The 766-nt window shown below is 79.6% G+C and carries 1 protein-coding gene; it reads left to right on the top strand.

Translation table 11 applies throughout. The annotated features are described in order from the left end of the window. Positions 1-115 precede the first annotated feature (115 nt). On the top strand, positions 116-766 hold a 651-nt coding region (locus WN71_RS37430; protein WP_206300242.1), incomplete at its 3' end, for an AfsR/SARP family transcriptional regulator.

Raw genomic sequence — 766 nt, 5'->3', positions numbered from 1 at the left:
CCCCGGAAGGGGCGCGGGGAACGGCGCGACCGGTCGTGGCGGGCCCGCACCCCACCCCGACCGCTCCGCGAGGAAACCCCGTGCCCCGCGCAGCGAGCCCGGCGAGAATGAACCGGTGCGGTACAGACTCCTGGGCGTCACCCAGGCACAGGACGAGCAGGGCGGCGACATCCCGGTCGGCGGCCCGCGGGTGCGCGCGCTCCTCGCCGCCCTGTGCCTGCGCCCCGGCCAGGTCGCCACCCCGCAGACCCTGATCGACGAGGTGTGGCCGGACGACCCGCCGCTGGATGCCCCCGCCGCGCTGCACGCCCTCGTCGGCCGACTGCGCCGCGCGGTCGGCCGCGCCGCCGTCGCCTCCGACGCGGGCGGCTACCGCCTCGCCGCGGGCCGCGACGACGTGGACCTGTTCGTCTTCGAGCGGCTGGTGCGGGACGCCACCACCGCCCTGCACCAGGGCGACCCGGCCGCCGCCGCCCGCACCCTCGCCGAGGCCCTCGCCCTGTGGCGCGGCCCCGCCCTGGCGGACCTCCCCGACCGCTCGCCCGCCGCCCGCTGGGACGCGCTGCGCCTGGACGCCCTCCGGGCCCGCGCGGAGGCCGTACTGCGCCTCGGCCGCGCCCAGGACGTCGTACCGGAACTGACCGAACTCACCGGCGTCCACCCCTACGACGAACGGCTGCACGCCCTCCTCATCCGCGCCCTGCGCGACACCGGCCGCCCCGCCGACGCCCTCGCCGCGTACGAGCGGGCCCGCCGCGCCCTCGCC

It is taken from the genome of Streptomyces mangrovisoli, assembly GCF_000974985.2.
Classification (GTDB): domain Bacteria; phylum Actinomycetota; class Actinomycetes; order Streptomycetales; family Streptomycetaceae; genus Streptomyces; species Streptomyces mangrovisoli.
The sequence above is the reverse complement of the archived record's forward strand: the minus strand, read 5'-3'. Positions and strand labels throughout refer to the sequence as shown.